Consider the following 25,510-nt stretch of genomic DNA (forward strand, 5'->3'; position numbering starts at 1 on the left):
TGATACCATCGAGAACATCGATTGAAGTCTTCCGTCGGGGGAGTGCCATTGTCGGAGGTTGAGCTGACCTCCGCCCGGCGGAGCCCACTCCCGTGCAACCCGGCGCTCCGGCGGGGTCTTTTCAGCGTCGCGGCCGGAACGGCGCGCGGCGAGACAGAGGGCGAGACAGGCCATGGCGAACGAAACGAGCGGAACCAGCGTCGGGCAGCCCATGCGCTATCTCGACAAGGCGATGATGGCGCTGCGCGACATGGGCCTGCCCCTGCCGGAGCCCGGCATGGCGGAGCAGAACCCGATCACCGGCCTGCTGCAGAAGGTGAGCGACCTCGACCCCGACCGCGTGGCCCTGATCGCGCGCGTGCTGGTCCAGGCGACGCATTTCAATGAGATGGTGCGCGAGCAGGTGCGCGGCGTGGAGATCGGCAGCCGCTACGAGACCATCACCAACGCCTTCAACTCCATCCGCGACGATGCGCGGGAGATGGTGAAGCAGGTGGAGGACGGCCGTATCTCGACCATGGAGCGCCTGTCCAACATCTGGCAGAAGGTGACGCGCGGCGACATCGCCGGCCGCTTCGACACGATCCGCCGCACCTACATGGAAGTGACGCGCGACACCAAGGACCAGGTGGACCGCGAGCACGCCATCCTCGAAGCCTATCGCGACTTCCGCGGCGCGCTGAAAGAGGCCGAGGTGATGGCCTATGAGGTGCTGCAGAAGGCCGAGGCGCGTTTGCGCACGGCGCGCGAGGCGATGGACCAGGCTTCCCAGCAGGTCGAGGCCGCCAGCGAGGCCGCACCGCCCGAGCGCGCCCGGCTGGAACTGGCGCGGGACGAGGCGCTGCGGAAGCTCCAGGCCGAGGAGGGCGTGTACCAGGTCGCCAAGGACCTGTCGGACAACCTCACCGTTTCCTACAACACCTCCGAGGTGATCATGGCGCGGCTGGTGCAGACCACCAGCGCCAAGGAGCGTGTGTGGCAGCAATCCGTCGCCTTCTTCTCCACCAACGAGGCGGTGCTGACCGCGCTCACCGCCACCTTCACCGGGCTGCACGGGCTGCACGAGAGCACGCGCACCCTGGAGGGCATGAAGTCCGGCGTGAACCAGAGCCTGGAGGTGCTGGCCGAGATCGGCGGCAAGGTGCAGGAGGAGGCGCTGCGCGCCGGCTATGGCCCGACCATCCGGGCGGAGGCGGTGAAGCGCCTCGTGGACTCCGTGGTCGCCTACCAGGAGCGCTCGCGCGAGATCATCGAGGAGATGCGCCGCTCCGCGACGGAGAACAGCCAGGAGATCAGCCGCTCCGTCGAGGAGGCGAAGCGGCGCCTGGCCCGACTGGCGCGGGAGGGAACGGCGCTTCCCGCCAATGCCGCCTGACGCCCCGGCCCTCGACGAGACCATGCTGGCGATGGACGTGGTGGATACGCTCCGCCACGCCGACCGGCTGGTCGAGCGCGAACTCCGCGGCGAGGAGCGGCGCAGCCGGCTGAAGGACCGGCTGCGCGAGATTTACGCCACCCAGGGCATCGAGGTGCCCGACCGCATCCTGGAGCAGGGCGTCGCCACGCTGGAGGAGCAGCGCTTCGCCTATCAGCCCACGCCGCCCTCCTTCGCGCGCAGCGTCGCCATGCTCTGGGTCACGCGCGCCACATGGGGGCGCAAGCTGCTCCTGGCGCTCGGGGCCGTCCTCCTGCTGGGCGGGGGGTGGTATTTCGGCCTCCAGCTTCCGGCCGAGCGGCGCGAGGCGGCGCAGCGCATCGAGCTTTCCACCGGCATTCCCGAGGCGCTGCGCGCCGAGCGGGAACGCATCGCCGCCGCCGGCAATGCCGAGGCGCTGGGCGAGGCGGACCGGCTGGCGGCCGAGGGGCAGGCCGCGGCGCAGGCCGGCGCGCTGGAGGATGCGCGCGACCGTCTGGCGCGGCTGCGCGAGGTGCAGGCGACGCTGACGCGCGACTACACGGTGCGCATCGTGTCCCGCCCCGGCGAGCCTTCCGGCGTGTGGCGCGTGCCGCAGGCCAATCCGCGCGCGCGCAACTTCTACCTGATCGTGGAGGCGGTGGGGCGCGACGGGCGGCCGGTGGAGATCCCCGTGACCTCGGAGGAGGATGGACGCCGCGTCGTCACCAGCCGCTGGGGCCTGCGCGTCACGGCCGAGGAGTTCGAGCGCGTGCGGCGCGACAAGCTGCAGGACGGCGTGATCGGCGACCCGGTCGTGGGGCGCAAGCGCGCCGGCACGCTGGCGCCGGAATGGAGCATCAACACGACGGGCGGAGCGATCCTGCAATGGTAGCGACACTCGACGGACGCCAGCTCCTGCAACGCTTCGACGAGCGCCTCCGGCGCGCCGAGCGCGAGGCTGCGGCGGCGCAGGCCGAGGCGGACCGCATCACCGCCCGGCTGGACACGCTTCGCGCCGCCGATGCGCGCGCGGTGCGCGACCTGGCGCGGATGCGCCTCGCCGCGCTGGGCGAGGGTGGGGATGCCGACCTCCATCGCCTCGGCGATGCCGAGCGCCGCGTCCGCGCGCTGCTGGAGGAGCGCGGACGCGCCGCCGAGGCGGCGGAGGGGGAGGCGGAATCCCGCCGCGTCGTGATGGAGGAGCGCACGCGCGAGCGCGATGCGGCGGCGGAGCGGCTGCGGGCGGTGGAAGCCCGGATCGAGGCGGCGATGGAGGAGGCCCGCGCGCGGCTGGCCGCCGACCCCGAATGGAACCGGATCCGCGACCGCGCGGCGGAAGCGGCGCGCATCGCCGGCCATGCCGCGCAGAAGGCGGGCTTCGCGCGCGAGGACCGCGCCGCCAAGGGCGCGCCCTATCTCGCCGATCCGCTGTTCCGCTATCTGTGGGAGCGCGGCTACGGCACCGCGCGCTACCGCGCCGGGCCTTTCACGCGGATGCTGGACGGGTTCGTCGCGCGCGTGGCCCGTTTCGAGCCGGCACGGCGCGCCTTCGCTCTGCTCGACGAATTGCCCGAGCGCTTGGCGGAGCATGCTCGCCGCATGGAGGAGGAGGCCGAGGCGACCGAAGCCGCCCTCCTCGCGCATGAGCGCCGCCATGCCGCGAACGTGCCGGAGGAAGCGGAAGCCGCCGCGCTGCGCGCCGCGCTGGAGCAGGCGGAGGACGCGCTGGAAGCGGCCCATGCCGCGCTGGCGGAGGTGGAGCACCGCCGCGCCGCCCTCGCCGCCGGGGAGGACTCGGCGACGCAGGAAGCCTCCGCCCTGCTGGCCCAGGCACTGTCGGCGGAAAGCCTACGCGGGCTGCGCGAGGCGGCGGAACGCACCCCGACGCCGGAGGACGACGCGCTGGTGGTGCAGATGATCCCGCTGCGGCAGGAACGGGCGGAGCTGGAGCGCCAGATCGCGATGCGGCGGCTGGAGGCGCAAACCGCGCGCGAGCACGTGGAGCAGCTCCTGGCGCTGCGGCAGGAGGTGCGCCAGCGCGGCTACGGCCAGGACCATTGGAGCCTCGGCAACGGGGCGCTGCTCGGGCTGCTTCTGGGGCAGGTGCTGACCGGGGCGCTGAGCCGTGGCGGGTTCTGGGACCGGATGGAGCAGCACCGCATTCCAGGCGGCGGGGGCGGCCCCTGGGGCGGCGGAGGGCCCTGGGGCCGGGGGGGCGGCTTCGGTGGAGGCGGCTTCCGGACGGGTGGCACCATCGGCGGCGGAGGGTTCCGGACCGGCGGCTCCTTCTGACCTGCCCCGCCTTAATCACCAAATTCAATCGTTGATTAAGCGCCCATTTGACGCGGAAGAACATGGTTCCTACGTTGAATCTGAAAGCTTGGCGCTCTGCCGGGCGACAGGAGGACGAACCATGCCGGATGGCGACGTGCGCAAGGCGGATTGGCGGAACAAGGGGATTCGCCGCGTCAGGGGCGCGGAAAAGAGCAACGACACGCCGGAAACCCTGGGCATGAACCGGGAGGTGGCGATCAGCGGCTCGCGCACCGGCTCCACCTCGCTTTGGGCCGGGACGAACCGGATCCGCCCCAATTCACGCACAGGCGCGCATCATCACGGCGCGCTGGAAAGCGTGATCTACATCATCAGCGGCACGGCGCACATGCGCTGGGGCGACCGGCTGGAGTTCATCACCGAGGCCAAGGCGGGGGATTTCTTTCTGGTGCCGCCCTACGTGCCGCATCAGGAGATCAACGCCTCCGCCACGGAGGAACTGCATTGCGCCCTGGTCCGCTCGGACACGGAGGAGGTGGTGGTGAACCTGCCCGAGCTCGACGCCGTCGCCGAGCCGGAATGGGTGGACTGACCCCGCTTGCCAGCACGGCCGGCGCGCGGCACCCGGAGGGGATGGAATCGCATCTCCTCACCCAGGCCGCCTCGCCCTTCCACGACCTGCTCGGCATCGAGCTGGAGGAATGGCGCGACGGCTTCGCGCGCCTGGTCTGCCGCCCGGGTCCGCAGCACGGCAACCGCGGCGGGATCGTCCATGGCGGGGTGATGCTCGCCATGCTGGACCAGGTGAACGCCTTTGCCGGGCTGTTCTGCCCGGTGCCGGGGCGGCGCCGCTCCGCCGTCACCCTCGACCTGGATGCGCGCTTCACCGCGCCGGGCCGGATCGGCGGGGTGCTGCGGGCCGAAGGGCGACTGGTCACCGCCGGTCGGGCGGTGTTCTTCGCGCAGGGGCAGGTGCTGGACGATGCGGGGCAGGTGGTGGCCTTCGGTGGCTCGACCCACCGCTACCGCTCCGGCAGCCACGCCCTGGAAGGCGTGCCGGTCGGGGGCTGAGCGGACGTCCCGGCGCAGTCCCGATCGTCGATTTTCTTGACACGCCTCGTTGCGGACTTGCCACCCCGCCTCCTTCGAGAGGGAGGCGGGGTGATCCGTTGCCTGGCTGCATGGCCGCTTGTGGACTCGGGATGCTGGGTGGCTCGGCCAGCGCCGCGCCCCTCACCGGCCTACTCGACGTCCCGCCGGGCGGCACCACGATCAACCGCGTGGGTTTCGACGGGATGCAGTGCATCGGCGGTGGCTTGCAGCTGGAAGCCATCGTTCCCGATTGGGATGCGATGAGGCTGATCTTTGCCCCGCCGGCGCCGCCGCTCGGCAACGCGACGCCGGAGGTCGTTCCAGCCGAGCCGGAACCGGCTCAAAGTCATGTGGCTCAGCGCGGCGTGGTCCGGCGGTGCAGCTCTTCCACCTGCACCATGGCTGCTCCCTTGTTGTTCGAATAGAAGCCGCGCCAGAAAAAGACGGGCATCGCGTCGTTGACGTAGAGGAAGAGCGGACCGGTCTGCCATGGCGTCAGCTCCGCCTCGTAGGTTGCAGCGGCGGAAGCTTCCGGAAGAAGCCGCCAGTCCGGCCCATAGTGCTCGATCCCCTTCTCGCCAACGCGCGCCATAAGCCTGAACCAGGGTTCGCCCAGGTGGCGACGCAGGGGGGAGGCGACACCCATGAGGAAACGGTCCGACAAACTCAGCGCTTCGAGCCCGCGCGGCGAAGCGGCGAGGCTCCCATCCCGCCACGCCCTTCCCGCTCCTGCGTCATCCCCGCCGAGCAATGTGACGCGGATGCGGTAGGTCGCTCCGCCGTCGAGCAGCACGGCCAGGGGCTGGCACGGCTCACGTGTGTCGATGTGCCGGATGGCAACGCCGTTCACCGGGATGTGGCTGGCATTGGCATCCCTGCAGACGTCGCCCCGCGCCTCGAGAATGTCGAGGAGGAAAGCGTTCATCACCACAAGGACGAGAAGGAGCGCCCCCAGCGAAGTCACGACCGGCATGACCTTCCAGCTCATGAAGCGGCTGAATGCCTGAAGGCGTGCGCTTTCACGCAGCCTCCCGACGATCCGGCCGAGCCATCCCGGCACGGCTGCGGCCGGCGCGGCACCGCCGTGCGGCTCCTTCACCGCGTTCGGACGGAGCCGGGGAAGCAGCCCGTAGCAGACCCGCCGCATCTCGTCCGCGATGCGCGTCTTGAGCAGGCTTCCCATCCAGACGCCGGCCCCGATCAGGAACAGGCAGGTCAGGGCGTAGTTGGGGTTCGATGAGAGCGCGGCGATCGAGGGGGAAGCGAAGTCGGGCAGCAAGGCCCCGAGCAGGAGGATCGGTTGCGCCAGGAAGCAGTTGAACGAGGAACAGCCTCCCGCTTCCAGGAGAAGCGGCGCGAGGACGAGGCCAAGCGAGCCGAAAAGGGCGACGTAGTAGGCGGCGCGCCGTAACGAGACCAGGTTCCAGGCGTGCCTCTTCCGCGCTTCGAACTCCGGGGCCAAGTCCTGTTGCCCAGCGATGGGAGGCTCCTCCCCAGGCGGCGTGGGCACCTCCCCCTCCACCTCGAAGCAGGCGGGGAGGCCGAGCGGCGCGTAGCCGTCATGCCCGTCCTTCATCCGCCGGAACACGCTTCCATGAATGCGCGGACGGTCGATCCGCACCAGAGGACGTCCCGGAATCGGCCTGTCCCCGCGATCCTGTTTCGACAGCGCCCGCACATCGCGCGGCCTATAGCGGTAATAGCCACCCACGGAGCGGCGGGGGTCGTGAATGGGGCCGTTCGCGTCGGCCAGCGCTCGTTGCTCGGCAAGGATGGCGGGGCTGAAGCGCAGCCCCGCCTTCTTTGCGGCCTCGATCATCCACAGCAACGGCACGTAGGACAGGCTGCCGTCCGGATATCCGCCGCCCACGTCGGCATGCACGCCCGCGAACCATACCTGCCGGATGCGCTCGGGATCCTCCTCGTCCGCCTCGTTCCACAGGCGCGGGTGGAAGGTCTGGCGCTCCTCGTCCAGGGACAAGGCCTGTCGGGCGCAATCCACCTTCTTGCTTAGGTCCGCGTCCTTGAAGGTGAAGGGGAAGATATAGCGGTCGATGAAATGGGTCAGTTCCTCGAAAGGCGACCCGTAAGCGTCCACGGTGTCCCACACACCGATGAAGCGGATCCGCACCTCCTTGCCCGCAGGTTGCGCGGCATCCGACTCCCCGGGGCGGCCGGGCCGAAACGCCTTGGCGAGCCGATTGCGCAGCCACCAGAACCACCCTGCGATGGACCAGCTATCCTCGTAGCGTTTCCGGCGATCGCGCCGATAAAGGGCGGCGACGCGCCGGGTCAGGCTTTCCTCGCTGCCGTCATAGGGCAGCAGTCCCTGGCGGCTGATGATCCCCGCGACAGCACGGATGGTGAAGGCGCCGCGACTGAAGCCCAGTCCGTAGATCTGGTCCCCCGGCTCATAGGTCCGGCAAAGGAAGGCGTAAAGTTCGCGGATGTTGCGAGCGAGGCCGAAGCCGAAGGCGCCAGCCAGGGCGGCGAAGGGACGAAAGCCGGTGCTGCCCACCCCGTCATCGTAGAAAACGAACTGGCGCGGAATCTCCGGCTTCTTCGGATCCGCGAGGTCCAGCGCGTCGTAGAAGCGCCGCACATTGGTCTTCCAAAGGCTTGCCGAACTGTTGCCCGTGCCATCCGACAGCAGGACGATGTTCTTCGCCACGCCACGCCCTCCTCGCCCGGTTTTTTATGCGAAGGAAACCATGATCGTGGTGCGTGCGCGATGCACGGGATTTTTCCGGCGGCCCGTCCCTGGGCCTTCCTTCCACCGCATCGGGATGCGGCAGAACGGGTCCAGATTGTCGTTCATGCATGTCTGTCGAGCCACCAAGCGCTTCCGCCCGGCATGAAATGCCTAGCCCCCCGGCAGCATCACCCGAAAGGTCGCACCCACCCCCGGTTCGCTTTCGATCGAAAGCTGCCCCCGGTGGCGCTGGATGATGTGCTTCACGATGGCGAGGCCGAGCCCGGTGTTGCCCTGGGCGCGGGCGCGGCCCTTGTCCACGCGGAAGAAGCGCTCGGTCAGGCGGGGCAGGTGCTCGCGCGCGATGCCCGGCCCGTCGTCGCGCACCGCGAAGCCGACGCGCGCCCCGTCGCGGAAGGCCTCGAGGCGCACCTCCTCCGCCGCGTGGCGCAGGGCGTTGTCCAGCAGGTTGCGCGCCACCTGCGCCAGCTGGTCGGCATCGGCCGGGGCAGCGGTGAGCGATTCCTCCGGCAGGTCGAGCACGAGGCGCACGCCGCGCTGGGCGAAGAGCGGCTCCATCGCCGCCGCCTCGCCGCGCAGGAGGGGGGAGAGCGGCGCCTCGCCGCAGGGGGGCAGGTGCTCCGTCGCCTCCACCCGCGAAAGGCCGAGCAGGTCGTCGATCAGGCGGCGCATTCGCTCGCCCTGCTCCGCCATGATGGCGAGGAAGCGCTGCTGCGCCTCAGGATCGTCGGCGGCGGGGCCGCGCAGCGTTTCCACGAAGCCCATCATGCTGGCGAGCGGCGTGCGCAGCTCGTGGCTGGCATTGGTGACGAAATCGGCGCGCATCCGGTCCAGGGCGCGGGCGCCGGAACGGTCGCCCAGCACGAGCAGCACGCGGCCGCCATCGTCCAGGGGCGGGTCCATCGCCAGGGCCTGGGCGGCGTATTCGCGATGCGCGGCGCCGGGCAGCGCCACCTCCACGAGCTGCGGCCCCGCCCCCGCCAGGGCGCGGTCCAGCGCCGCCGCCAGGGCCGGGTGGCGCAGCAGCGCGCCCAGCCGCCCGCGCGCCCCGTCGCCGAAGGCCAGGCGGGCGGCGCGGTTGAGGCGGATGGGGGCCAGCCGCGCATCCAGCACCAGCAGCGGGTCGGGCAGGGATTCCACCACCGCCTCGCCCCCCGCGCGCAGCCGCCCCACCAGGGCGGCGCGCGCCTCCGTGGCGCGGGCGAGGCGGGACAGCTCCTCCTCCACGGCGCCGAGGCCGGGCAGGGCGGGCAGGGGGACCGGGGCGCCGCGCGGGCCTTCCGCCGCGGCGGCGCGCAACGCCGCGACCAGTCGGGCCGAGGCGACGGCCCAGACCACCCCCATCGCCCCCGCCCCCGCCAGCACCGCCAACAGCGCGGCCAAGCCGGGGCCGGGGGAAACTGCCCCCGCGCCCAGCAGGGCGATCAGCACCGCCACCGGGGTGGCGGCGAGCAGCAGCGTGGCGAGGAGGGCGGTGCGGCGCCTCAGCTTCCCGCCCCGCCGGGGGCCGGGGCCGGCTGCACTACGACCGGGTCGCCGCCGGGCCGCAGGGCGAAGACGGCCAGGCCACGCGACACCACCCCGCCGGGCAGGATCTGCATCGGTCCGTCCGCGCCCAGGAAGGTCATGCCCACCGGCGCGGTGCCCTCGCGTACCGCCCGCGCCGCCAGCGCCGCCCCGTCATAGGCCGTGCCAGCAAGGCGCGGCGGCGGGCCGCCGAATGCGGCGGCGTAGTGCCCGTCGAAGCGCCCGCGCCCCTGCGGGTCGGCGCCGGGGAACCACGCCCCCGCCAGGCTCGGCTCGCTGCCCAGCCCGGCCTCGTTCGCCCAAAGGACTGTGCCGAGCAGGCGCGGCCGGTTCGGCCCGAAGGCGGTGGCGATGGCCGGCCCCGCCTGCCGGGCAAAGGCGCCGCCCCCGCCCAGGAGGATCGCATCCGGCTGCGCGGCGGCGAGGTTTTCGACCGGCCCCGCCATGTCGCCGCCGCGCGGCGCCGTGAACTGCACGGTGGGCGGCGGCAGGCCCAGCTCGGATAGGGCGCCGCGCATGGCGGAGGCGAGGCGCTGGCCGAAGGCGTCCTCCGGCGCCAGCAGGGCGAAGCGGCGCGCCCCGGCCTGGGCCGCGGCGGACACCATGCGCCGCGCCTGCTGCGTCGGCGTGATGCCCATCACCCAGACCTGCGGCCCGGCCTGGGCCTCGTCCGCGGTGAAGGCGAAGACCGGCACGGGGCTGCCGCGCACCACGCCGGACACGGCGGCCGTCTCGCCCAGGGTGAGCGGCCCGGCGATGGCCTGCGCGCCCTCCGCCATGGCGCGCCGCGCCGCCTCCGAGGCGCCCGACGCGCTGGAGCGCGTGTCACGCGGCACGAGTTCGAGGCTGGGGTCGCCGCTCTCGAACAGGGCGAGGGTGGCGGCGTTCTGCATCGCCTGGCCGAGCGGGGCGTTGCCGCCGGACAGCGGCAGCAGCAGCGCGACGCGGGTCCGCGGCGCCTCCATCGGGACGGGGCCGGCCATGGGGGGCGGGCCCCAGCCAGGCGCGGGGGCGTAACCGGGAAAGCCCTGCGGGGCTTGCGGGGCGCAGCCGATCAGGAGCAGGAACAGGGCCCCCGGCAGCAGAGCCCATGGACGACGCGGCATCACCTCTCCCCCCTTCCGGCGGCCTGACCCTGGTGGCCACGCCGATCGGCAACCTGGACGACATTTCGGCCCGCGCGCTCCAGGCGCTGCGCGGGGCCGACACCGTGCTCTGCGAGGATACACGGGTGACGGCGAAACTGCTGGCGCGGCACGGCGTTGCCACGCGCCTCGCCGCGCTGCACGACCACAACGAGGAAGCGGAGGCCGCGCCGCTCGTCAAGCGCATGCTGGCCGGCGAGAAGCTGGCCCTGGTGAGCGACGCCGGCACGCCGCTGATGAGCGACCCTGGCTTCCGGCTGGTGCGCGCCGCCATCGCGGCCGGGGTGGCGGTGACCGGCGTGCCCGGGCCCAACGCGGCGGTGATGGCGCTGACCTTGTCCGGCCTGCCGCCGCATCCCTTCCTGTTCCTCGGCTTCCTGCCCGTTCGCGGCGGCCCGCGCAAGGCGGAGCTGGCGCGGCTGCGCGCCGCCGAGGCTGCGGGGCTGTCTGCCACCTTGCTGTTCTACGAGGCGCCGCATCGCGCGGCAGAGGCGCTGGCCGCGCTGCGCGACGCGCTGGGTCCCGATCGCCCGGCCGCGCTGGCGCGCGAGCTGACCAAGCGCTTCGAGGAGGTGCGACGCGGCACCCTCGCCGAACTCGCGTCGCACTACGCGGCCGGGGCGCCGCGTGGCGAGGTGGTGCTCGTGGTGGGCCCCGCCCCGCCGCCCGACGCCCCGGCCGAGGAGGCGCTGGACGCGCTGCTGCGCCGCGCCCTGGAGACGCTGTCCCTGCGCGATGCAGCCGCGCATGTCGCAGCCGCGACGGGAATGCCGCGCAAGCAGGTCTATGCCCGCGCGCTGGAGATCGGGAAGGCCGAGGAGTGAGGCGGCGCGTCCTGTGGATGAACCTGCTCTTCGCCGCCGGGCTGGCGTTGATCCTGCCCTGGTTCGCCGCCGGCGTGCTGGCGCATTGGTGGGGCCCGGCGCGCGGCACCTTCTGGGCGACGCAGCACGCCTATGCCGTCCGCACCTTCTGGGTCGGCGTGCTGGGGCTGGTGGGCGGCGCGGTGTCCGGACTGTGGCCGATCCTGGTGCTGGCCTGGCTGTGGTGCGCGGCGCGCGTCACCCGGCAATGGATGTTCTGGGAAGGCGAGGATTGGGTCGCCGATCCGGGGCGCTTCCTGTGAGCGGCGGCTTCCCGCCCGGCTCGTCGCTGGCGCGGCTGCTGGAAGGGCCGATCGCGCCGGGAAGGCTGCTGTGGATCGGGCTGCGCCCCGAGCGCCGCGCGCCGGTCCTGCCCGTCTCCGAGGCGCGGCTAGTGGCGGGGCACGGCGTGGAGGGCGACCGGTATCGTGGCACCGGCAAGGCGAACCGGCAGGTGACGATCCTGGCGCGCGAGCACCTGGAGGCCATCGCCTCCTTTCTTGCGCGCGATGCCATCCCGCCGGAAGCACTGCGCCGCAACCTGCTGGTGGAAGGCGTGAACCTGTTGGCGCTGAAGGGGAGGCGCTTCCGCATCGGCGCGGCGCTGCTGGAGCATTCCGGCGAGTGCCACCCGTGCTCGCGCATGGAGGAGGTGCTGGGGCCGGGGGGCTACAACGCCACGCGCGGCCAGGGCGGCATCACGGCGCGGATCATCGAGGGCGGCGTGGTGCGCGTGGGGGATGTCGTGGAAGCCGTGGCCGGGCCATGACGGTGCCGTGCTTCACGGCCCGCACCGGGGACGGCGCGTGATTCCGCATCCGACCGACGCCGTGATCTTCGACATGGATGGGCTGCTTCTCGACACGGAGAAACTGTACCGAAAGGCGATCGCCGCAGCGTGCGCGAAACAGGGCTGCGCGATGCCGGATCAGCTTCACCTCAGCCTGATCGGAACGCCCAAGGAGACGGGCGACGCGCTGCTGCGCGGCTCTTTCGGCGATGCCTTCGACCTCGATGCCTATCACGCGGCCTGCGCCCATGATTTCGATGCGCTGTGCAAGGATGGCGTGCCGCTCCGGCCCGGAGCGATGGAACTCCTGCGCCACTTGCAGGCGAAGCGCATCCCGATGGGCGTCGCGACCTCCACCAGCCGGGATCGGGCCGTGCCCCGGCTCGCGCGGGCCGGCCTCCTCCCATTCTTTGGCGCGCTGGTCACACGCAGCGACGTTCGCAATGGCAAGCCGCATCCCGAGACCTTTCTGGCTGTGGCGGCTGCGATGGGCGCGCGTCCGTGCCAGTGCCTGGCGCTGGAGGATTCGCATAATGGCGTCCGGGCCGCCGCAGCCGCGGGAATGGCGACGGTGATGATCCCCGATCTGCTGCCGCCGACGGCCGAGATCGAGGCGCTGTGCGCGGCGGTATGGCCCAGCCTCCTGGATGTTCTGCGCCATTTCGAGCAGGCCTGAGACGAATCCTGTCGCCCATTCGCGCGGCCATCCCATGCGCTCCCGCCGGAGCTGGAACTCGTTCCAGCCGCGCTTACGCCTTCGGCAGCCGCAGGGTGAAGCGCGCGCCCAGCACCTGCCCCTCGGCGCCGCGGCGGTTCTCGGCGGTGATGCGGCCGCGCAGTCCCTCGATGATCTGCTTGGAGATGGAGAGGCCCAGGCCGGAATGCTGGCCGAAGCGCTCGCCGCGCGGGCGCTCGGAGTAGAAGCGGTCGAAGATGCCGTCCAGCTTGGCCTCGGGAATGCCGGGACCCTCGTCCTCCACCACCACCTCCACCTCCGCCCCCGCCGCGCGGGCACGGATGGAGACCGTGCCCTCCTCCGGCGAGAAGGAAACGGCGTTGCCCATCAGGTTGCGGAACACCTGCACCAGCCGGTCCTCCACCCCCAGCACGGTGAGGCGGGGCGGCACTTCCAGCGTGATCACCGGGTCCTTCTCGCGCCGCGTCGCATTGTGCAGCTCCACCAGCACGGAGAGCATGGGCGACAGCTCCACCGGTTCCGCCACGGCGCGCGACAGCTCCGCATCCACCTTGGAGCTGTCGCTGATGTCGCCGATCAGCCGGTCCATCCGCACCGCATCCTCGGCGATGATGGCCAGCAGGCGGGCGCGCTGATTCGGGTCCTCCACGCGGCGCAGCGTCTCGATGGCAGAGCGCACGCTGGTGAGCGGGTTCTTGAGTTCGTGCGCCACGTCGGCGGCAAAGCGTTCGTTGGCGTCGATGCGTGCCCAGAGCGCGCGCGCGGCGGCCTGGAGGTCGCGGGCGAGGATGCCGATCTCGTCGTCGCGCGCGCGCAGGTGACGCGGCACGGAGCCGCCGCGGCCACGCCCCTGGCGCATCTCCGCCGCCGCGCCGGCCAGTTGCAGGATGGGGCGCGCCAGGGTGCGGGTGAGGAAGAGCGACACGCCCACGGTCAGCACCAGCGCGAGGAGGAACAGCCCCAGCACCGAGACGCGGATTTCCAGCAGCCGCGCATCCACCTCGCGCGCCTCGCGCGTCAGCAGCACGATGCCCAGATTCTGCCCGCCGCGCCGCGCCGGCTCCGCCACGCTGACCAGCAGCCGCCCTTCCGGCGTGCGGCGGATATAGGGGACCACGCCGCCTTCCAGGGCGAGGCGCAGTTCCGCCTGCCGCTCCGGTCCCAGATCAGGCTGCCACTCGAAGCTCTGCGCCGCCGGTGAGCGGTCCAGCGTGACATCAGCGCGGCGCGGGCGCGGGACGAGGGCGGAAACCTGCTCGGCCAGGACGGACAGGCGCTGGCCCCAGCCGCCCGGCACGGCGGGGGCGGGAAGCGGCTCGGCGATCACCGTGCCGCCCGCCCCCTCGCGCACCCGGGAATCCGCGATGACGAGGCCGGCGGCGTCGAAGATGCGCGCCTGGGTGGCAGGGGATGGCTCGACGAGGCGGCGCAGGAGCGGCCGCGCCTGCTCGGGCACCAACGTCGCGCGGTCATCCTGCACGCGCACCGCGGCCTCGGCGATGGCGCCGGCATAGATGCGCGCCTGGGTGCGCATCGCCTCCACCTCGGCCGCCAGCAGCCCGTCCTGATACTGGTCGAGATAAAGCAAGGAGGCCGCCAGCAGGGCCGGCGGCAGCGCGTTCACCAGCAGGATGCGGCGCAAGAGCGGCGAAACCAAGCGGCGCCGCACGGGCAGCGCCGCGTCCGGCTTCAGGAGGGGCGCGATCTCGGCCATGCCGGATGGGTTACCCCCGGCGCACGCGCCACGCCACCCAGAGCCGCGGCCCCACCAGACCCAGCACCGCGATGAGCAGGATCGCGAGCGAAACGGGGCGCGTCAGGAAGACGCTCCAGTCGCCCTGGGAGATGGTGAGGGCCTGGCGCAGCGCCTGCTCCGCCATCGGGCCGAGGATCATGCCGATCACCACCGGCGCCACCGGGAAGTCGTACCGGCGCATGAACATGCCGATGGTGCCGATCACGTAGAGCAGCACGAGATCCGTGATGGAGTTGGAGATGCCGTAGGTGCCGACCGTCGCGAAGACCAGGATGCCGGCATAAAGTTGGGGTTGGGGAATCTTCAGGATGCGAACCCACAGGCCGACCAGCGGCAGGTTCAGCACCACCAGCATCACGTTGGCGATGAAGAGCGAGGCGATCAGCGTCCAGACCAGCTCGCCCTGGGTCTGGAACAGCAGCGGCCCCGGCTGGATGCCGTAGCTCTGGAAGGCGGAGAGCATGATCGCCGCCGTCGCGCTGGTCGGCAGGCCGAGCGTGAGCATGGGCACCAGCACCCCGGCGGCGGCGGCGTTGTTGGCCGCCTCCGGCCCCGCCACGCCCTCAATCGCGCCCGTGGTGCCGAATTCCTTCTTGGCTTCCGGCGAGGCGAGGCGGCGCTCGGCGTAGTAGCTCAGCATGGTCGGCATCTCGGTGCCGCCGGCCGGCAGCACGCCGAAGGGAAAGCCGAGCCCGGCGCCGCGCAGCCAGGGGCCGAGGGAGCGGCGGAAATCCGAGCGCGACAGCATGACGCGGCCCACGGGCAGCACGGTGGGCTCGCCGCCGCGATGGCGCCAAGCCATGTGCAGCGCCTCGCCCACCGCGAAGAGGGCGACGGCCACCAGCACCACGTTCACCCCGTCCAGCAATTCGGGGATGCCAAAAGTCATGCGCGGCTGGCCAGTCTGCAGGTCGATGCCCACCAGCCCCAGCGCCAGCCCGAAGAAGAGCGAGGTGAGTCCGCGCAGCGCCGAGCCGCCGAGCACGGCGGAGACGGTGACGAAGCACAGCACCATCAGCGCGAAGTACTCCGCCGGGCCGAGGCGCAGGGCGAGGTCCACGATGACGGGCCCCAGGAAGGCGATGCCCGCCGTCCCCACCACTCCCGCCACGAAGGAGCCGATGGCCGAGGTGGCGAGCGCCGGTCCGGCGCGGCCGGAGCGCGCCATCTTCGCCCCTTCCAGCGCGGTGATGATGGAGCCGGACTCGCCCGGCGCGTTCAGCAGGATGGAGGTGGTCGAGCCGCCATACATCGCGCCGTAGAACACGCCGCAGAACAGGATGAAGGCGCCCGTCGCGCTCACCTGGAAGGTGATGGGCAGCAGCAGCGCGATGGTGAGCGCCGGGCCGAGGCCGGGCAGCACCCCGACCGCCGTGCCGAGGAAGCAGCCCAGGATCGCCCAGCCCAGATTCGCCAAGGTCAGGGCCTGGGAGAAGCCGAGAGAAAGTCCGGCGATCGCATCCATCAGGGGCAACTTTCGGTGGGGCGCCGGGTTCCGGCGGCATGGGACTCTTCAGCTTCATCCAGGGCGTCGGGCGCCGTCTCGGCCTCGGCACCACCGCCACCGCCGCCGAGGCGGAAAAGGAACCCGCCCCCGCGGCGCCTTCGGCCGACATGCTGCAGCAGGAGGTGAACCGGCTGGGCATCAATGCCGCCGGCGTCACGGTGAAGGTGGAAGGCGACACGGTCGTGCTCGAGGGCGCCAAGGGGATGGACCCCGCGGAGCACGAGAAGCTCGTCCTCGCCGTCGGCAACGTGGCCGGCATCGGCAAGGTGGACGACCGCACGGAAGGCGCGGCCGGGCCGGAGCCGGTCTTCTACACCGTGCAGAAGGGCGACACGCTCTCGGCCATCGCCAAGTCGCATCTCGGCAACGGCAACGCCTACATGAAGATCTTCGAGGCGAACCGGCCGATGCTGGAGCATCCGGACCGCATCTATCCCGGCCAGGTGCTGCGCATCCCCAAGGACTGACACGTCAAGGCACGTCCTGGCCGAGGAGGCGCAGCACCGCCTCCTCCAGCACGCCCGCGCCGATGTTCACGCCCAGCGCCTGCACGAACAGGAACCAGGTGCCGAGGCAGAGCGGCAGGGCGATGAGGATGTCGCGCCCCAGGCGGCGCGACCCGAAGGCCGCCGCCACCAGCACGAACTGCGCCGAGGCCGCGACCGAAAAGCCCAGCGGGCCGATCAGCGCCAGGTTGGCGAGCAACCCCGCCCCCATCAGCCCCAGGGCGCGGAGGTTGGGTGGCCCGGCTTCCTGCACCTCCTCGATGCGGTGGGACCAGCCGCCGCGCCAGGCGGAGAGGGTGAGCAGCACGCCGAGCAGGAGCAGCCCCCCCGCGACCAGGAAGGGGATCGCCTTCGGCCCGACCTGGGCATAGAGCGGCGAGACGGGAATCACCGCCGCCTGCCAGAGCGCGAGCACCCCCAAGCCGACGACAAACAGCCCGGCGCCCAGATCGGCTCGGGAGGGTTCCTGACGCATGACGCCTCGCGCATCCTCGAAGCGGCATCTCAAGCCGCAAACGCGCCGCCGCGCAACCAGGGAGGAGCGAGCCCCATGGATTCCGAGCCCATCGCCCCGTCCGGGCGCCTGCTCCGCTTCCTCCAGATGGTTGCGGAGGGGGGTGCCGGGAATGCGGAAGGCGGGGAAGGGGCGGCGGAAGCCGGGCTGGTGCGCGCGGGGCCCGACGGGGCGCCGGTGCTGACCGAGGCCGGACGGGCCTCCCTGGCGGCGGCCGCCATTCCCGGCATCTACCGGCGCCACGCCGCCGCCTTCGACCGGCTGCGCGGCCGCACCCTGTTCGAGCGCGCCTGGCTGGACCGCTTCCTGGCCCTGGTGCCGCCAGGCGGTGCCGTGCTCGACCTCGGCTGCGGCATGGGGGAGCCGGTGGCGCGCTTCCTCCTGGAAGCAGGGCGGCGCGTGACGGGGGTGGATGCCTCGCCCGCCCTGCTGGCGCTGGCGCGGAAACGCCTGCCCGAAGGCGACTGGATCGGGGCGGACATGCGCGGCCTCGCGCTGGGGCGGCGCTTCGAGGGCATCCTGGCCTGGGACAGCTTCTTCCACCTGTCGCGCGCCGACCAGCGCGCGATGTTCCCCGTCTTCGCGCATCACGCCGCGCCGGGCGCCGCGCTGATGTTCACCAGCGGCCCGGAGGCCAGCGAGGCGATCGGGAGCTTCGAGGGGGAGGCGCTGTTCCACGCCAGCCTCGACCCGGCCGAATACCGGTCCAGGCTGGGCGAGGCGGGCTTCGCGGTGGTGGCGCACCGCGCGGAGGACGTGGAATGCGGCGGGCGGACCGTGTGGCTCGCCCGCCGCGAGGGTCAGGCAGCCAGCGCTGGGTAGTCGGTGTAGCCGCGCGCGTCGCCGCCATAGAAGGTGGACTTGTCCGGCTGGTTCAGCGCCGCCCCCTCGCGCAGCCGCGCCGGCAGGTCGGGGTTGGCGATGAAGGGCGCGCCGAAGGAGATCATCTCCGCCTTGCCGGCGGCGAGGTCGGCCTCCGCCCGCGCGCGGTCGTAGCCGCCATTGAGGATCAGCGTGCCGGGGAAGAGCCGCCGCACCTGCCCCGCCACGTCCCAGCCCGGGCGCGCATCGACCACGTGGAGGTAGGCGATGGGCCGCTTCGCCAGCTCGGCGATGACATGGGCGTGGGTCGCCTCGGCCTCCGGGTCCTGGATGTCGTTGAAGGTGACGCCGGGCGAGAGGCGCACGCCGACGCGATCGCCGCCCACCGCCGCGATGGCGGCATCGGTCGCGGCGAGCAGGAAGCGGGCGCGCTTCTCGATCGTGCCGCCCCATTCATCCTCGCGCCGGTTCACGTTGGGCGCCAGGAACTGCGCCGGCAGGTAGCCATTGGCGCCGTGCACCTCCACGCCGTCGATCCCGGCTTCCACGGCCAGCGTCGCCGCGCGGCCGAAGGACCCGACCAGAGCCTCGATCTCCTGCGCCTCCAGCGCGCGGGGCATGCCATGCGGCTTCGGGCCTTCATGGGTGAAGATCTCGCCGGGCGCCTGCACGGCGGAAGGCGCGACGGGCGCCTCGCCATTCAAGAAGTCGGGGTGCGAAATTCGGCCGGCATGCATGAGCTGCACGAAGATGTGACCTCCCCGCGCCTTCACCGCCTTCGCCACGCCGCGCCAGCCTTCCTGGGTGCGCGCATCGTAGAGGCCGGGAATGTCGATGTAGCCGTGGCCCGAGGGGTCGGGCGTCGTGCCCTCGGTGATGATGAGGCCCGCCGAGGCGCGCTGCGCGTAGTACTCGGCGTTCAGCGCGTTGGGCGCGCCGCCGGGCGAGCGGTTGCGCGTCATCGGCGCCATGACGACGCGGTGGGGAAGGTCGAGCGCGCCGAGACGGATCGGGGTGAACAGGCTGGTCATCGAGAATCTCCCTGTCGGGTTCCCACCGGAGATAGGAAGCATCTCCGGCTGCGGGAAATCGGCCTGGGTGATAACGGGCATTCACCATCCGCCGCTTGCAGGATCCCGCCGCGTCCCATCGGGCGCCGCCTCTCGACATCCCGGCCCATCCTGTCACCCTGCGCGGGGGACGGAGGCGGATATATCATGTTTCGGGACGACCTCTTCGCGGGGCACCGCGTGCTGGTGACGGGCGGCGGCACCGGGCTAGGACGCGCCATGGCGGAACGCCTGCTCGCCCTGGGGGCGGAGGTGGAGATCTGGGGCCGCCGCGACGCCGTGCTGAAGGAGGCGGCGGATGCCATGGGCGGCGCGCCGCGCGTCTCGTTCCGCGCCGTGGACATCCGCGACGGCGAGGCGGTGGAGCGCGCCGTCGCCGCTGCCTGGGAGGAAGGGCGGCCCTTCACGCGGCTGATCAACAACGCGGCGGGCAACTTCATCTCCCGCACGGAGGATCTGTCGCGGCGTGGCTTCCGAGCCATCGCCGAGATCGTGTTCCACGGCACCTTCCACGTGACGCAGGAGGTGGGGAAGCGCTGGATCGCCGACGGGACGGGCGGTGCGGTGCTGTCCATCGTCGTCACCTGGATCTGGACCGGCTCGCCCTTCGTCGTGCCCTCGGCGATGAGCAAGGCGGGGGTGGAGGCGATGACCAAGTCGCTGGCCGTCGAATGGGGACGGCACGGCATCCGGCTGAACGGCATCGCACCCGGCGTGATCCCGACGGAAGGCGCGTCGTCGCGGCTGCGGCCCGGCGACACGCGGCACAGCGAGCCGGCGCAGCGCAACCCTCTGGGGCGCGTGGGCAAGCTGGAGGAGATCGGCGACCTCGCGGCCTTCCTGCTGGCGCCGGATACGGGCTGGATCAACGGCCAGACCGTGGCGCTGGATGGCGGCGACTGGCTGGCGAACGGCGCCTATTTCACGAACTACCTGGGCTGGGGCGACGCGGAATGGCAGGCGGCGCGCGAGCGCATCCGCGCCCGCGACGCCGCTGACAAGAACTGAACACCGGAAGGACACGACCCATGACGACACGCCGCGCCGCGCTCGGCCTGCTGGCCACGCCGCTCCTGCTGCCCGAGGCGCGGGCGCAATCCTGGCCCTCGCGCCCGCTGCGCCTCGTCGTGCCCTATGCGCCGGGCGGCACGACGGACCAGCTTGGCCGCTCCCTCGCCGAGCTGCTGTCGCGCGAGCTGGGTCAGCCCGTGGTGGTGGAGAACCGGCCGGGCGGCAACACGGTGATCGGCACCCAGGCCGTGGCGCAGGCGGCGCCGGACGGGCACACGCTGCTGATGGCCTCGGGCGCCAGCATGATCCTGAACCCGCTGGTGATGCGCCGCATCCCCTATGACGCAGAGCGGGACCTGTCCTTGCTTTCCGTCACGGTGGAAACGCCGCTGGTGATGGTGGTGGGACCGCAGGTGCAGGCACGCAACGTGGCCGAGTTCACCGCGCTGGCGAAGCAGCGCCCGATGAACGTGGCCTCGGTGGGCATCGGTAATCCCATCCACCTCGCGGCGGAGCTTTACGCGCTTTCGGCCGGGGTGGAGCTGCAGAACATCGTCTACCCGGGCAGCGCCCCGGCGCTGACCGCGCTGCTGTCGGGCGACGTGCAGGTGATGTTCGACGTGGTGCTCACCTCGCTGCCCTTCATCCGCGACAATAAGCTGCGCGCGCTGGCGGTGACGACGCGGGAGCGGCTGGCGGTGCTGCCCGAGGTGCCGACCCTCGCGGAAAGCGGCTACCCCGGCTACGAGGCCTCGACTTGGTTCGGCGTCGCGGCGCCCGCCGGGCTGCCCGCGCCGGTGGAGGCGCGGCTGCGCGAGGCGCTGGCCGCGGCGCAGCGCGACGCCGGGTTCCGCCAGCGCTTCGACTCGCTCGGCCTTGTCGTGCAACCGCCGCGCGACGCAGCGGCGATCGCGACGATGCTGCGCGCGGAGCGCGAGCGCTGGAGCGGCGTGGTGCAAAGGCGCGGCATCAGCCTGGAGTAGCTCCCTGCGAAACCGGTGCCGCAGCCTTCATGGGGCGTGGAGAGGCCAGGTCTTCCAGGCCGCGCAGCACAGAAAGGCGAGTCAGCCGCTATTCCAGTGCACCCGTGCCACCACCGGCCGCAATGCGGCTGGCGCCGCCAGACTGACTGGCCAACCCACGCACCCGGGGCGCGGCGGAGCCAAGCGCCGCGGATGCGGCGCGCCCGGCGTCTGAGGGGCGCTTGAGGCTCCGCCTCAAGCGCGTCCCAAAATCACGCCAGGCCCAGTTCCTTCAGCACCGTTTCCGTCGCGGCGATGTCGGCCTGGAGGTAGCGCTCGAAATCCGCGCCCGCGAGGAAGGCGTCGTCCCAGCCGCGCGTCTGCAGCAGGTCGCGCCAGGCGGGCAGGGCGTGGATCTCCGTCATGAAGCGCGTCAGCGTCTCGCGCGCCTCGGGGCGGATGCCCGGTGGGGCGAAGACGCCGCGCCAATTCGCCGTCACCACGTCCAGCCCGCTTTCCTTCAGCGTCGGAATGGCGGGGTCGGAACGCGTCTCGCCCGTGGTGGCCAGGGCGCGCATCCGGCCGGCCTTGATCTGCTCGGCGAACTCGGAATAGCCGGAAATGCCGGCGCGCACCTGCGCGCCCAGGATCGCCGCCTGGGCCGGGCCGCCGCCGGCAAAGGCGACATAGCTCGCCTCGCGCGCGTTGCGGCCCAGCGCCTTGAGGATGAGGCCGAGGGTGATGTGGTCCGTGCCGCCCGCGCTGCCCCCTGCCACCGCGACGCCGCCCGGGTTGGCGCGGAATGCCGCCAGCAGCCCCGCGATGTCCTGGATGTCGGAGGAGGCGGGCACCACGACGACGCCCACTTCCTGCGTCATGCGCGCGATGGGCACCACGTCCTTCAGCCCGACCGGCGCGCGGTTGGTCAGCACCGCGCCCACCATGACGGAGCCCGCCACCATCAGCGCGTCGCCGCGCCCGCGCCGCTGCGACACGAAGCGCGGCAGCCCCACCGTGCCGCCCGCGCCGCCCACGTTCTCGAACTGCATGGTGCCGACCATGTTGGCGCCGCGCGCCACCTGCTCGATGGCGCGGCCCAGCCCGTCCCAGCCGCCGCCGGGGCCGGCGGGGATGAACATGTGCAGCGTGTTGAGCCGCGTCTGCGCCGCGGCGGGAAGCGCGGGAAGCGCGAGGGAGGCGCCCAGCAGGGCGCGGCGCGTCGGGATCATCGGTCAGGTCACCTTGCTTGCCAGTTCGGGGATTCCGCCCATGGAGACGATGTGGGCGTAGATGGCCTCGAGCCATCCCCTGTCGCGCAGGGTGGCGAGGTCCTTGGCGGAAAGCTTCGCCATCGCGTCGCGCTGAACGGCATGGAACCCGTCCATGCGCCGCTGCTGCCCGTTCACGATGAACTCGATGGAGGAGGGGCCGAGCAGCCCCATCTTCGCGAGGCCCTCCGCCATCTCGCGCGTGCGGACGAAGGCGTTCTCCACGGCGCGGCTGAACTCGAAGGCGCGGCGGGCGGTTTCCGTCGCCTCGCCCTTCGCGTCGAACAGGGGCTCGCCCTCGGTTTCGGAGATCTGCGGCGCGGAGGGGTCGAGGCACAAGGCAAGGTCGCCGCCCTGCTCGTTCATGCGCACGAGGAAGAAGGGGAAGCGGCGGAGATAGGAGGGGACGTAGCCGCCCTCCCGCCACTTGCCGTCCTGCACGAAGTGGTTGGAGTTGGCGCGCAGCCCCGTCACGGCGACCGGCATGTGCGGCACGTCGGAGGCGAAGACGATCGCCATGTGGCGCGCGGCGTGGGCGAACTCCTCCAGCGCCACGGGCACGGCCGCCAGTTCGGAGGCAAAGTGGTGGCCGGCGTCGCGCAGCCGCAGCTTGCCGTGGGCGGCCGGGTTCAGCGGCTCCATCCGCGAATAAAGCGGCGGCAGGCGGATCACGGGCGGCGCGGCGGCGTCTGGCATCGGGGACTCCTGCCGGAAATTCGGCGCGGGGACCATAGCCCTCCCTTGCGGGAGCACAACGGATCGGCGCATCCTGCCCATCGAGGCAAGCTCGAAGAAGCACGAAATGTCCAGCGATTCCGATCCATCCGGTTCCGGCTCCCCGCGCCTGCGGCGGCGCCTCCTCGTGACGCGCGCGGCGCTCGGCCTGGGGGCCGGGGCGGTGGTGGCGGGGGGTGCTGCGGCGCAAAGCGGACGGTCCGACAACGACCCGCGCGACGCCGCCGGCTATGGCCGTTCGGGCCGCACCGACAACGACCCGACGGACGGGGCGGGACGCGGCCGTGCCCGAGCGCGCGGCCCCACCGACAACGACCCGACGGATGGGGTGGGACGCGGGCGTGGCGCCGGCACCGGCCGGTCCGACAACGACCCCCGCGACGCGGCGGGCTATGGCCGCTCCGGCCGGACGGACAACGACCCGTCGGACGGGGTCGGCCGGGGGAGGCGCTGAGCCATGGCGGAGGATGAGGCCGGAAAGGGCAGGCTGGGGCGGCGCCTCCTGGCGCTGAAGCTTTCCGCTGGGGCAGCGGCGCTGGCGGGCTGCGTGCCAGTCCAGCCGCAGCCGGTCTATGCCGTGCCCGTGCCGGTTCCGATCGGTCCCGTGGGCACGGGCCGCACGGATAGCGACCCACGCGACGGCGTCGGCCAGGGGCGCGGCTATGGCTACGGGTCCGGCCGGACGGACAGCGACCCGAACGACCATGTGGGCGCCGGGCGCGGCAATCTCGGCTACGCCACCGGCCGCACGGACAGCGACCCCCGCGACGGGGTGGGCCAGGGGCGCGGCGGCTACAGCGGACGTTCGGACAGCGATCCGCGCGACGCGCCGGGGCGCGGGCGCGGGGTCACCGTCCCCTACCGCACCGGCCGGACCGACAGCGACCCGCGCGACGCCCCAGGCCGGGGCCGGACCGGCTGGTGAGCCTCGCCGAGGAGGCCTTCGCCACCGCCTTTCCCGGGCTGGCGGTGGAGGAGGTGCTGGCGCTGCGCGAAGGCCGGGACTGGCGCCTGTTCCGCGGCAACGACCCGGCGCGCTTCGCCGGGCTGCTGTCCGTTTCCGACCTGGACGCGCATCTGCGGACGGACGGCGCCCGCTCGCCGCGCGTTTCCATGGCAGACGAGGCGCGCGAGGGGAGCGCCGGCGTGCCGGAGGACGAGTTCGCCCTGCCCGATGGGCGGGTGGACCTGCCGCGCCTGCTTGGCCGCTTCGATGCCGGGGCGTCGCTCGTCCTGTCGCAGTTCCACGAGACGCACCCGCCCCTGCAGCGCTTCTGCCGCGGGCTGGAGAAGCTGTTCCTCCACGCGGTGCAGGCCAACATCTACCTGACCCCGCCTGGGGCTCAGGGCTTCCGCACCCATTACGACACGCATGACGTGCTGGTGCTGCAAGTCGAAGGCCGCAAGCGCTGGCGCGTCTGGGACGGGGAGCGGGTGGAGCGGCCGACGCGCCGCACCCCCTGGCCCGGCCACCTCGCGCCCGAGGGGGAGCCGCACCTGGTGTCGCTGGCGCCGGGCGACGCGCTCTACCTCCCGCGCGGGGTGATGCACGACGCGGCGACGGAGCCGGGCGAGCGCTCCCTGCACATCACGATCGGGCTGCTGGAGCCGTCCTGGGCGCAGGCGATCCGCGCCCTGGTGGACGCGGCGGAGCTGGACGACCCGGCGCTGCGCGAGGCCGTGCCCACCTGGCGCATCGGCGAGACCGAGTTCGAGTCGGCGCTGGCGGCGAAGCTGGCGCGGCTCGCCGGGGCGGAACAGGCGGAGCGGCTGGCCAACCTCCTGCTGGAGCAGTTGTCGCGCGACCGTCAGCCCCTACCCGCGCGCGGCCTCTTCGCCCCCATGCCGGAGGGGGCGCTACGGCTTTCCGACGGGATGCATCACCATCTGGCCCAGGCGCCGGATGGCGCGGCCTCGCTGCATTGGAGCGGCGGCCGGCTCGCCCTGACGCCGGAGGAGGCGGAGTCGGTGGTGGCCCTGGCCGAGGGCGCGGTCCCGGCCGACCGTGCCCTGGCGGAGAAGCTTTGGCGGATGGGCCTGCTGGAGCCCGTCAGCGACCCGCCCCCGGCGTGACGCCGAAGGCGGCGCGGAAGGCCGCGCCGAAGGCCGGGGCGCTGTCGTAGCCCACCGCGGCCGCGGCCCGCGCCGGGGTCGCGCCCTGGGACAGCAGCGCCGCCGCCTCGGCGAGGCGCAGCGTCTGGCGCCATCGCGCGAAGCCCATCCCCGTCTCCCCCCGGAACAGCCGCGCCAGGGTGCGGGCGCTGGCGCCGCAGCGCGCCGCATGCTCCTCCAGCGTCAGCTTGCTGGCCGGGTCGGCGCGCAGCGCCTCGGCCAGGCGCCGCAGCCGCGGGTCGCGCAGGGCCGGCACGGCGAGGGGCAGGCGCGGGGCGCGCGCCACCTCCTCGGCGATCAGCGCGGCGAGGTGGCCGCCGCGTCCCGCCTCGTCCCATTCCAGCGGCTCGGCGCAGGCGGCCAGGATCAGCTCCCGCAGCAGGGGCGAGACGCCGAGCACGGCGGCGCGGCTTTCGCCCACCCGCGCCGCATCCTCGCGAAAGAACAGGGCGCGCATCGCCACCTCGCCCTCCGTGCGGACCTCGTGCCCCATGCGGGCGGGCACCCACAGGGCGCGGCCGGGCGGCACGGTGAAGCCCGCCGCCTCTGTGCCGACGCGCATCACCCCGCGCGTGGCGTAGAGGAGCTGGGCGCGGGCGTGGTGGTGCCAGCCCGTCACCTCGCCGCCGCGATAGTCGCGCGCGAAGGCGGCCAGGGGCCGGTCCACCTGTTCCTGCGCCAGGGTGCGCGGGTTCTGTCCGTTTGCCGACATGATCCGTCCGGACGTCGCGAGGTGGACAGCATAGACTG

The 25,510-nt window shown here is 72.5% G+C and carries 26 protein-coding genes; 16 read left to right on the plus strand and 10 right to left on the minus strand.

Annotated elements, in window-relative coordinates; genetic code table 11:
- Positions 1 to 172: 172 nt before the first annotated feature.
- The 5 genes from OF850_RS19210 (at position 173) to OF850_RS19230 (ending at position 4,741) form a co-directional block, all read left to right on the plus strand.
- A complete protein-coding gene (locus OF850_RS19210; RefSeq protein ID WP_301591949.1) occupies positions 173 to 1,375 on the plus strand; it encodes a hypothetical protein in 1,203 nt (400 codons plus the stop codon).
- On the plus strand, positions 1,365 to 2,288 hold the full coding sequence (locus OF850_RS19215) for a DUF6384 family protein (protein WP_301591950.1): 924 nt from the start codon (positions 1,365 to 1,367) through the stop codon (positions 2,286 to 2,288). Before OF850_RS19210 ends, OF850_RS19215 begins: the two co-directional genes overlap by 11 nt.
- Positions 2,282 to 3,688, plus strand: a complete 1,407-nt coding sequence (locus OF850_RS19220) for a coiled-coil domain-containing protein (RefSeq protein WP_301591951.1) — start codon at positions 2,282 to 2,284, stop codon at positions 3,686 to 3,688. The genes OF850_RS19215 and OF850_RS19220 overlap by 7 nt, the downstream gene beginning before the upstream one ends.
- A gap of 121 nt (positions 3,689 to 3,809) precedes the next feature.
- The gene (locus OF850_RS19225; protein ID WP_301591952.1) at positions 3,810 to 4,262 is read left to right on the plus strand and encodes a cupin domain-containing protein; all 453 of its coding nucleotides are present in this window, start codon (positions 3,810 to 3,812) and stop codon (positions 4,260 to 4,262) included.
- Complete coding sequence (locus OF850_RS19230; RefSeq protein ID WP_301591953.1) at positions 4,250 to 4,741, plus strand: PaaI family thioesterase; 492 nt, start codon at positions 4,250 to 4,252, stop codon at positions 4,739 to 4,741. Before OF850_RS19225 ends, OF850_RS19230 begins: the two co-directional genes overlap by 13 nt.
- A gap of 376 nt (positions 4,742 to 5,117) precedes the next feature.
- On the opposite strand, the gene OF850_RS19235 is transcribed toward OF850_RS19230, so the two are convergent.
- From OF850_RS19235 to OF850_RS19245, 3 genes are all read right to left on the minus strand, one after another.
- Complete coding sequence (locus OF850_RS19235) at positions 5,118 to 7,433, minus strand: DUF2235 domain-containing protein (protein ID WP_301591954.1); 2,316 nt, start codon at positions 7,431 to 7,433, stop codon at positions 5,118 to 5,120.
- A 192-nt stretch (positions 7,434 to 7,625) separates the two neighbouring features.
- Positions 7,626 to 8,912 carry a sensor histidine kinase gene (locus OF850_RS19240; protein WP_301591955.1) on the minus strand — a complete coding sequence of 429 codons (1,287 nt, stop codon included), beginning with the start codon at positions 8,910 to 8,912 and terminating at the stop codon, positions 7,626 to 7,628.
- A gap of 47 nt (positions 8,913 to 8,959) precedes the next feature.
- A complete protein-coding gene (locus OF850_RS19245; RefSeq protein ID WP_301591956.1) occupies positions 8,960 to 10,108 on the minus strand; it encodes a penicillin-binding protein activator in 1,149 nt (382 codons plus the stop codon).
- Between OF850_RS19245 and rsmI the strand changes: the two genes are divergently transcribed.
- From rsmI to OF850_RS19265, 4 genes are read left to right on the plus strand one after another with little or no spacing between them, the layout of a single operon-like run.
- Positions 10,093 to 10,971 (plus strand): 16S rRNA (cytidine(1402)-2'-O)-methyltransferase, encoded by an 879-nt coding sequence (gene rsmI, locus OF850_RS19250; protein WP_301591957.1) that lies wholly within the window; start codon positions 10,093 to 10,095, stop codon positions 10,969 to 10,971. The genes OF850_RS19245 and rsmI overlap by 16 nt on opposite strands.
- Positions 10,968 to 11,273 carry a hypothetical protein gene (locus tag OF850_RS19255; protein WP_301591958.1) on the plus strand — a complete coding sequence of 102 codons (306 nt, stop codon included), beginning with the start codon at positions 10,968 to 10,970 and terminating at the stop codon, positions 11,271 to 11,273. The genes rsmI and OF850_RS19255 overlap by 4 nt, the downstream gene beginning before the upstream one ends.
- Entirely contained in the window at positions 11,243 to 11,779 is a 537-nt protein-coding gene (locus OF850_RS19260; protein ID WP_301591959.1) for an MOSC domain-containing protein, read from the plus strand. Before OF850_RS19255 ends, OF850_RS19260 begins: the two co-directional genes overlap by 31 nt.
- 37 nt (positions 11,780 to 11,816) lie before the next feature.
- Positions 11,817 to 12,476, plus strand: a complete 660-nt coding sequence (locus tag OF850_RS19265) for an HAD family hydrolase (protein WP_301591960.1) — start codon at positions 11,817 to 11,819, stop codon at positions 12,474 to 12,476.
- 73 nt (positions 12,477 to 12,549) lie between these two features.
- Here OF850_RS19265 and OF850_RS19270 read toward each other — a convergent pair whose 3' ends face one another.
- Entirely contained in the window at positions 12,550 to 14,211 is a 1,662-nt protein-coding gene (locus OF850_RS19270; protein WP_301591961.1) for a stimulus-sensing domain-containing protein, read from the minus strand.
- A 10-nt stretch (positions 14,212 to 14,221) separates the two neighbouring features.
- Complete coding sequence (locus tag OF850_RS19275) at positions 14,222 to 15,718, minus strand: tripartite tricarboxylate transporter permease (RefSeq protein ID WP_301591962.1); 1,497 nt, start codon at positions 15,716 to 15,718, stop codon at positions 14,222 to 14,224.
- Between the two features lie 38 nt (positions 15,719 to 15,756).
- Between OF850_RS19275 and lysM the strand changes: the two genes are divergently transcribed.
- Complete coding sequence (gene lysM, locus OF850_RS19280) at positions 15,757 to 16,227, plus strand: peptidoglycan-binding protein LysM (RefSeq protein ID WP_301591963.1); 471 nt, start codon at positions 15,757 to 15,759, stop codon at positions 16,225 to 16,227.
- 4 nt (positions 16,228 to 16,231) lie between these two features.
- Here lysM and OF850_RS19285 read toward each other — a convergent pair whose 3' ends face one another.
- Positions 16,232 to 16,741: a tripartite tricarboxylate transporter TctB family protein gene (locus OF850_RS19285; RefSeq protein WP_301591964.1), complete on the minus strand. Its 510-nt coding sequence runs from the start codon at positions 16,739 to 16,741 to the stop codon at positions 16,232 to 16,234.
- Positions 16,742 to 16,816: 75 nt separating this feature from the next.
- Here OF850_RS19285 and OF850_RS19290 point away from each other — a divergent pair, with 75 nt between their 5' ends.
- The gene (locus OF850_RS19290) at positions 16,817 to 17,602 is read left to right on the plus strand and encodes a class I SAM-dependent DNA methyltransferase (protein WP_301591965.1); all 786 of its coding nucleotides are present in this window, start codon (positions 16,817 to 16,819) and stop codon (positions 17,600 to 17,602) included.
- Here OF850_RS19290 and OF850_RS19295 read toward each other — a convergent pair.
- Positions 17,581 to 18,633 carry an alkene reductase gene (locus tag OF850_RS19295; RefSeq protein WP_301591966.1) on the minus strand — a complete coding sequence of 351 codons (1,053 nt, stop codon included), beginning with the start codon at positions 18,631 to 18,633 and terminating at the stop codon, positions 17,581 to 17,583. The two genes, OF850_RS19290 and OF850_RS19295, sit on opposite strands and share 22 nt — an antisense overlap.
- 186 nt (positions 18,634 to 18,819) lie before the next feature.
- Between OF850_RS19295 and OF850_RS19300 the strand changes: the two genes are divergently transcribed.
- Both OF850_RS19300 and OF850_RS19305 read left to right on the plus strand, forming a co-directional pair.
- Complete coding sequence (locus OF850_RS19300) at positions 18,820 to 19,680, plus strand: SDR family oxidoreductase (protein WP_301591967.1); 861 nt, start codon at positions 18,820 to 18,822, stop codon at positions 19,678 to 19,680.
- A gap of 20 nt (positions 19,681 to 19,700) precedes the next feature.
- Positions 19,701 to 20,666 (plus strand): Bug family tripartite tricarboxylate transporter substrate binding protein, encoded by a 966-nt coding sequence (locus OF850_RS19305; protein WP_301591968.1) that lies wholly within the window; start codon positions 19,701 to 19,703, stop codon positions 20,664 to 20,666.
- A 251-nt stretch (positions 20,667 to 20,917) separates the two neighbouring features.
- Here the strand turns inward: OF850_RS19305 and OF850_RS19310 are convergent, their stop codons facing one another.
- On the minus strand, positions 20,918 to 21,874 hold the full coding sequence (locus OF850_RS19310) for a Bug family tripartite tricarboxylate transporter substrate binding protein (protein ID WP_301591969.1): 957 nt from the start codon (positions 21,872 to 21,874) through the stop codon (positions 20,918 to 20,920).
- Between the two features lie 3 nt (positions 21,875 to 21,877).
- Positions 21,878 to 22,609: a SapC family protein gene (locus OF850_RS19315; protein ID WP_301591970.1), complete on the minus strand. Its 732-nt coding sequence runs from the start codon at positions 22,607 to 22,609 to the stop codon at positions 21,878 to 21,880.
- Positions 22,610 to 22,715: 106 nt separating this feature from the next.
- Between OF850_RS19315 and OF850_RS19320 the strand changes: the two genes are divergently transcribed.
- From OF850_RS19320 to OF850_RS19330, 3 genes are read left to right on the plus strand one after another with little or no spacing between them, the layout of a single operon-like run.
- Positions 22,716 to 23,102, plus strand: coding sequence for a hypothetical protein (locus tag OF850_RS19320; protein WP_301591971.1), 387 nt, complete (start codon positions 22,716 to 22,718; stop codon positions 23,100 to 23,102).
- 3 nt (positions 23,103 to 23,105) lie between these two features.
- Positions 23,106 to 23,573, plus strand: coding sequence for a hypothetical protein (locus tag OF850_RS19325; RefSeq protein ID WP_301591972.1), 468 nt, complete (start codon positions 23,106 to 23,108; stop codon positions 23,571 to 23,573).
- Positions 23,570 to 24,721: a cupin domain-containing protein gene (locus OF850_RS19330; protein WP_301591973.1), complete on the plus strand. Its 1,152-nt coding sequence runs from the start codon at positions 23,570 to 23,572 to the stop codon at positions 24,719 to 24,721. Before OF850_RS19325 ends, OF850_RS19330 begins: the two co-directional genes overlap by 4 nt.
- On the opposite strand, the gene OF850_RS19335 is transcribed toward OF850_RS19330, so the two are convergent.
- The gene (locus OF850_RS19335) at positions 24,699 to 25,472 is read right to left on the minus strand and encodes an AraC family ligand binding domain-containing protein (RefSeq protein ID WP_301591974.1); all 774 of its coding nucleotides are present in this window, start codon (positions 25,470 to 25,472) and stop codon (positions 24,699 to 24,701) included. The two genes, OF850_RS19330 and OF850_RS19335, sit on opposite strands and share 23 nt — an antisense overlap.
- Between the last annotated feature and the right edge of the window lie 38 nt (positions 25,473 to 25,510).

The organism is Sabulicella glaciei, from assembly GCF_026183895.1.
Taxonomy (GTDB): domain Bacteria; phylum Pseudomonadota; class Alphaproteobacteria; order Acetobacterales; family Acetobacteraceae; genus Roseococcus; species Roseococcus glaciei.